Annotated in this window: 1 protein-coding gene; it reads left to right on the top strand. The window is 54.6% G+C overall.

The genetic code is table 11. The features are described from left to right. Positions 1-200: hypothetical protein (locus D5S11_RS20425; RefSeq protein WP_346962816.1), on the top strand; the 200-nt coding region annotated here is incomplete at its 5' end. Positions 201-302: the final 102 nt, after the last annotated feature.

The following is a 302-nucleotide window of genomic DNA, read 5'->3' as shown; positions in this document are numbered from 1 at the left end:
TGCATCGCATAGGAATGGCGGAACGTATGTGGTGTGACCGGAACAGAGAACGTCACACCGTCAGCAGCAGCGGCGGCAACCGCCTCCCCAATCCAGGTCCTGACCGTTCTGTCCGTCACTTCCCAGATCCGCGCTTTCTCTGTCCTTCCTGTGCGACGGTTACGCCGCTCCATGAGCTTATCGCGAATAAATACCTGTGACGGAAGATCACTTCGCAGAATAAATAAATCCTGGTGTCCCTGTTGATACCGGGAAGCCCTGGGCCAACTTTTGGCGAAAATGAGACGTTGATCGGCACGTAA

This window comes from Bacillus sp. L75 (genome assembly GCF_003676355.1).
Lineage (GTDB): Bacteria > Bacillota > Bacilli > Bacillales > Bacillaceae > Bacillus > Bacillus velezensis.
Note: the sequence above shows the minus strand (reverse complement) of the source record. Positions and strands in the feature narration are given on the sequence as shown.